The 6,019-nt window shown below is 72.9% G+C and carries 3 protein-coding genes and 1 pseudogene; all 4 read left to right on the plus strand.

Features of this window, described 5'->3' with window-relative positions:
• Positions 1 to 532 precede the first annotated feature (532 nt).
• The 4 genes and pseudogenes from D450_RS0125820 (at position 533) to rpmA (ending at position 5,603) form a co-directional block, all read left to right on the plus strand.
• The gene (locus D450_RS0125820) at positions 533 to 1,270 is read left to right on the plus strand and encodes a TIGR03936 family radical SAM-associated protein (RefSeq protein WP_026124489.1); all 738 of its coding nucleotides are present in this window, start codon (positions 533 to 535) and stop codon (positions 1,268 to 1,270) included.
• Positions 1,271 to 1,390: 120 nt separating this feature from the next.
• Positions 1,391 to 4,766 (plus strand): annotated as a pseudogene (locus tag D450_RS31310) (Rne/Rng family ribonuclease).
• Positions 4,767 to 5,019: 253 nt separating this feature from the next.
• Positions 5,020 to 5,328, plus strand: coding sequence for a 50S ribosomal protein L21 (rplU, locus tag D450_RS0125830; protein ID WP_017541524.1), 309 nt, complete (start codon positions 5,020 to 5,022; stop codon positions 5,326 to 5,328).
• Between the two features lie 14 nt (positions 5,329 to 5,342).
• On the plus strand, positions 5,343 to 5,603 hold the full coding sequence (rpmA, locus tag D450_RS0125835) for a 50S ribosomal protein L27 (RefSeq protein WP_017541525.1): 261 nt from the start codon (positions 5,343 to 5,345) through the stop codon (positions 5,601 to 5,603).
• Positions 5,604 to 6,019 lie beyond the last annotated feature (416 nt).

Genomic DNA, 6,019 nt, shown 5'->3' on the forward strand with positions numbered 1-6,019 from the left:
CGTCGGAGGCGGGGCGCCGGGATGTGAGGTATGGCCCGGTGCCCCGCTCGCACCGGGCCATACGCGTAGTAGGACGGACGTCGGCCCCCGATGGTTTGCACGATCGGCGAAAAATCTCGAAGAAACTTTTGAGTGCGGCGTCTTCGCAGCCCATGGCGGTGGAGTCGGGGTGGTGCGGGCATGGTGCGCCAGGGCCGGAGGGCACCGGCGGGGGGCGTGTCCGCTTTTCAACCGGTGTCGGCCTGGGAAGAGCACGGGTGTGCCCTGACCGCGCCGGCGGCGGCCGCCAGGCCCCGTTTCGTCGGGTGATGGGCGCTCGGCCCGGGGCGGTGGCGCGCTCCGCCTCCCGCGGGCCGTACGCTGAATGGGACGTGAATTCCCCAGGTGGGTGTGTCGTGGAGGTATCGGCACCCTGCCAGGGGGGTCGACGAGGAAAGGAGTTCCGCTGCCCCCCGCACCTGAGGGCACCGCTTCGCCCGCCGACGAACGACCCGCACCCAAGCTGCGCGTGCGCTATGCCAAGCGCGGCCGGATGCGCTTCGCCAGCCATCGCGACATCGCGCGAGCGCTGGAGAGGGCGATCCGCAAGGCGGGGGTTCCCGTGGCGTACTCGGCGGGGTTCAACCCCCATCCGAAGATCTCCTACACCGGCGCCGCCCCCACCGGGGTGGCCAGCGAGGCGGAGTACTTCGAGATGGCGCTCGCCGAGCCCGTACCGTCGGCGCAGGTGTGCGCCGGCCTCGACGCCGCCCTGCCCGAGGGGTTGGACGTCGTGGAGGCCGTCCAGGCGGGACCGGGAGGGCTGGCCGACCGGCTGCAGGCCTCGCGGTGGCGGGTGGAGCTGCCCGGCGTCGCCCCCGACGGCGCCGAGAGTGCGGTGGCCGCCTTCATGGCGGCCGAGAGCGTCGAGGTCGAGCGGCTCACCAAGAAGGGCCGCCGGCGCTTCGACACCCGAGCGGCGGTCGTCCGACTGGAGTCGGACTGGCGCGCCGTAAGGGAACAAGACGCGACATATGCCATACTTCAGATGGTCGTCCGGCATACCGCACCTGCCGTACGGCCGGACGACGTGGTGACCGGCCTCCGTCACGCGGCCGGCCTGGCGCCGCCGTCATCGCCGATGATGACCCGGCTGGCGCAGGGGCCGTTGGACGAGGGCTCCGGAGGGATCGCCGACCCGTTCGCGACGGATCGACGGGGCGCGACCCCCGGACCCGCGGAGGGGGAGCGGCAGGCGCCGTCCCCTTCGGGGAGCGCGGGCCCGACATGAGGACTTTGCCCCGGCGGCGGGAGGCCGCCGGGCGCCGAAACAGCGACGACAGCTCTCGCGAGCCGCGGCCGGGCAAGCAGCCGGAGCCGCGCCCGAGGGCTCTGACGGGAGACCGCCCGGATGCTCGAGAACGAGCCCAACGGCGGTGCCGAGGGCACCGCGGGAACAACTGAAACAGCAGCGACCGACGCCGAGGTCAGGGTGAGCGCGCCGACCGGGCGCTCCGGGGCCGTACGGGCCGCGGGACCGCCGCCCGAGCCGGAACCGGAGGGGAGTACCGCCCCCTCCGCGCCGCTCACGCGGCCGGCCGGGGTGGTGGACGACGACGCCCACCAGGTCGTGGTCTCCGCGCCAAAGAGCGCGGGGGCGGCCCGCAGGGTGATCACCCCTGAGGATCCGCCGGCCCCTGCCGCGACCGCGCGGCGCACCCTCACCGCGGCCGACGCCGCCGGGGAGGACGCCGCCGGCGAGGCGCAGGACGCGCCCGATGCGACCGGGAAGCAGGAGAAGGCCGACAAGCCGCGCAGTCGGACCCGTACGCGCAGCCGCGCCGACAAGGCCGACAAGGACAAGGCCGACAAGGCTGAGAAGAAGGACGTGATCGACAAGGCGGACGCGGCCGCCGAGTCCGGCGAGGCCGGAGCGGCGGAGGAGCCCGCCGGCGGTGAGGCCGCCGAGGAGCGGTCCGCCAAGGCCGGGAAGAAGGCGTCCGGCAGGAGGGCCGCGGGCAGGAAGAGCGCGCCCGCCGCCGAGCAGGAGCCTGCCTCCGGCGCTGAGGGCGGGTCCGAGGCCGCCCCTGAGGAGCCCGCCGCCGAGGCGTCGACCTCCGTCGCCTTCCAGTCGCCCATGGTGCTGTTCCAGCCGCCGGTCGCCCCGCCCGCCGGTGCGCCCGCCGCGGCGTCCAACGGCACGCACGCGCCCGCCGCCGAAGAGGCGGAGGAGGCCGTCGAGGGCGAGGAGGAGGCCGAGGGCGAGGCCGACGACACCGACGTCGACGACGCCGATGCCTCCGCCGAGGACCGCCCCCTGCGCCGGCGCCGCCGCCGGGGCGGCCGCGGCCGCGGCCGGTCCCGCTCGGCCGAGGACCAGGCCGACGACGAGGGCGCCGAGGACGGGGACTCCGCCGAGTCCGGCTCCGAGGCCGCCGAGGGCGGCCGGGACCGCTCCCGGCAGGGCGACGCCGACGACGACGGAGGCTCGGCGGGTACNGCGCCGGCGGCGGGGCTCCGGCGACGGCGGGGGCGAGGAGACGCCCACCAAGGACGACCCGCCCAACACCGTGGTCAAGGTGCGCGAGCCGCGCCAGGCCGGCGACGCACAGAACGAGGTCCAGGCGGTCCGCGGCTCCACCCGGCTGGAGGCCAAGAAGCAGCGCCGCCGCGAGGGCCGCGAGCAGGGCCGCCGCCGGGCGCCGATCATCACCGAGTCGGAGTTCCTGGCCCGCCGCGAGTCGGTCAAGCGCGACCTGGTCATCCGGCGCATCGAGGACCGCACCCAGATCGCGGTGCTGGAGGACGACGTCCTCGTCGAGCACTACGTGGACCGCGCCACCCACCGCTCCTACGTCGGCAACGTGTACCTGGGCCGGGTGCAGAACGTGCTGCCGTCGATGGAGGCCGCCTTCGTCGACATCGGCAAGGGCCGCAACGCGGTGCTGTACGCGGGCGAGGTCAACTGGGACGCCTCCGGGATGGAGGGCCAGCCCAAGCGCATCGAGTCGGTGCTCAAGTCCGGCCAGTCGGTCCTGGTCCAGGTCACCAAGGACCCGCTGGGCCACAAGGGCGCGCGGCTCACCAGCCAGATCAGCCTGCCCGGCCGGTACCTGGTGTACGTGCCGGACGGCTCCATGACCGGCATCAGCCGCAAGCTCCCCGACAAGGAGCGGGCGCGCCTCAAGCAGATCCTCAAGAAGGTCATGCCCGCCAACGCCGGGGTGATCGTGCGCACCGCGGCCGAGGGCGCCAGCGAGGAGGAGCTGGAGCGGGACATCTCCCGCCTGGCCTCGCAGTGGGAGTCGATCAAGCGCAAGTCCAAGTCGGCGTCGGCGCCCTCGCTGCTCAACAGCGAGCCGGACCTGACCGTCAAGGTCGTCCGGGACGTGTTCAACGAGGACTTCTCCAGCCTGGTGGTCTCCAGCGACGAGGCGTGGGACACGGTCCGCGAGTACGTCGACTACGTGGCCCCGCACCTGTCGGAGCGGGTGAGCCGCTGGGAGGGCGACCGGGACGTCTTCGAGGCCTACCGGATCGACGAGCAGATCACCAAGGCGCTGGAGCGCAAGGTGTGGCTGCCCAGCGGCGGGTCGCTGATCATCGACCGCACCGAGGCGATGACCGTGGTCGACGTGAACACCGGAAAGTTCACGGGCCAGGGCGGCAACCTCGAGGAGACGGTCACCAAGAACAACCTCGAGGCGGCCGAGGAGATCGTGCGCCAGCTGCGGCTGCGCGACATCGGCGGCATCATCGTGATCGACTTCATCGACATGGTGCTGGAGAGCAACCGCGACCTGGTGCTGCGGCGGCTGCTGGAGTGCCTGTCCCGGGACCGCACCAAGCACCAGGTGGCCGAGGTCACCTCGCTCGGCCTGGTGCAGATGACCCGCAAGCGGGTCGGCCAGGGGCTGCTGGAGGCGTTCTCGCACACGTGCGAGCACTGCAACGGCCGCGGCCTGATGATGTCCAGCGAGCCCGTCGAGGGCAAGGGCGGCTCCGGCGGAGGCGGCCGGAAGAAGAAGGGCAAGAACGGCTCCGAGAAGGGGGCCGCGGACAAGAACGGCGACAAGGCCGGTGACAAGGCCGCCGCCGAGGACAAGGGCGGCAAGGAGGCCAGGGACGCCAAGGACGCCGACAAGGCCGAGCAGGAGGCCGGGGACGCGTCCAAGGGGTCCGCGGGATCCGCAAGGTCCAAGGGCAAGGCGGCCAAGGCCGCGAAGGCCGAGGAGCCCGCCCCTGAGGAGGCCGCTGCGGCCGCCCCTGCGGCCCAGGAGCCCGGCACCGGGGGCGGGGACGCCCAGGGCGCCCAGGAGGCCCAGGACGCGCCGGAGGAGGAGGCGCCGAAGAAGACCCGGCGCACCTCCACCAGGACTGCGACGAAGTCCGCGTCCAAGTCCGGGTCCAAGTCGGCCAAGAGCACGTCCAAGACCGGGGCCAAGGCGGAGGAGGCGGCTGAGAAGGCCGACGAGCCCGCCGCGAAGACCGGGGCGAAGACGACCAAGGCCAAGTCGTCCACGCGCCGCACCAAGAAGGCGGACGAGGCGGCCGAGGCCGCCGGTGGCGCCGACACGGGGGCGGACGCACCCAAGGAGGTTTCCGCGGAGCCCTCGGGCACCGCGGCGGCGGAGCCGGAGGCGGCCGCGCCCGACAGCGCGCAGGCGCCGGCCGACTCCGCCGAGGCCGGGGAGGCCGACGGCGGGGCCGAGCGCCCGCGCCGCCGCCGCACCCGGCGCACCAAGGCCGGCGGCACCCCCTCGGAGTCGGCGGTCGTCGAAGCCTGACGGGCGCGGGGCCGGACCGCGGTGCTGTGCGCTGCGGTCCGGGCCCCGACCGGGCGTGCCGGGCCCCGACCGGGCGGTGGTAACCTAAAGGTCGGTGCGTCGGCGCGCCCCTATCGTTCGCGCGCCCGAGACCCGACTTCGATTCCCACGCCCCCTAGCGGGAGCCCGGTGGGTATGGGGCTGCGGTCAACAGCAGCGCATTTCACTCCCCGCCTCGGCGGGGATTGTCCACGAGCAGGAAGAGAGTTCCCCGGTGTACGCGATCGTGCGAGCGGGCGGCCGACAGGAGAAGGTGTCTGTCGATGACGTCTTGAACATCGACAGGGTCTCCGATGAGGCCGGTTCGACGGTGACGTGGGAGCCGCTGCTGGTCGTCGACGACGGCAACGTCGTCAGCGACTCCAGCGAGCTGAGCACCTACAAGGTCACCGCTGAGGTCCTGGGCGAGGCCAAGGGCCCGAAGATCAACATGATCAAATACAAGAACAAGACCGGTTACAAGAAGCGCCTGGGTCACCGCCAGAAGTACACCCGGGTCCGCGTCACCGGCATCGCCAAGTAGAGGAGGGCTCCCCGATGGCACACAAGAAGGGCGCATCGTCCAGCCGTAACGGGCGCGACTCCAACGCTAAGCGGCTCGGTGTCAAGCGCTTCGGCGGTCAGTCCGTCAAGGCCGGCGAGATCCTGATCCGCCAGCGCGGGACGAAGTTCCACCCGGGCGACAATGTCGGCCGTGGTGGCGACGACACCCTGTTCGCGCTGGTCGAGGGCACCGTCGAGTTCGGTAACCGTCGCGGCCGCAAGGCCGTGAACATCGTCCCGGTCGCCGCCCAGTAGCAGGCGCCGAGCGACGGCAACACCCCGCCGAAGGGCGGGCCGGGAACACCACCCGGCCCGCCCTTCGCGTATACGGGCGTGTGGACCGACGCAGGGGCTGGACGGAAGGAGGGCCGAGCATGCAAAGTCGAGCATGCAAAGTTGCGTGAGAAGGCGTCTCCCCGGAGGAAAGCCCCAGCTCAACGAGACTGCTCCCCGCGCACGCGGGGATGGACCCCGAACCGCACCCCGCCTACTGGGACATGTGCCCTGCTCCATGCGCATCCGGGGGTGACCGTGTGGCGGCCATGAGAAGCATGTTGGCCGCCCGTGGGTCGTGTCCGTTGGTGTGGTGGAACTCTGCGGGCCCCGGCCGCCCCCGGGGGCACTGCCTGCCGCTGGCGTCGACGCCCCCGTTGATCTCGGGAAAGCCGGGG

The organism is Nocardiopsis halophila DSM 44494 (assembly GCF_000341245.1).
Taxonomy (GTDB): Bacteria; Actinomycetota; Actinomycetes; order Streptosporangiales; family Streptosporangiaceae; genus Nocardiopsis_A; species Nocardiopsis_A halophila.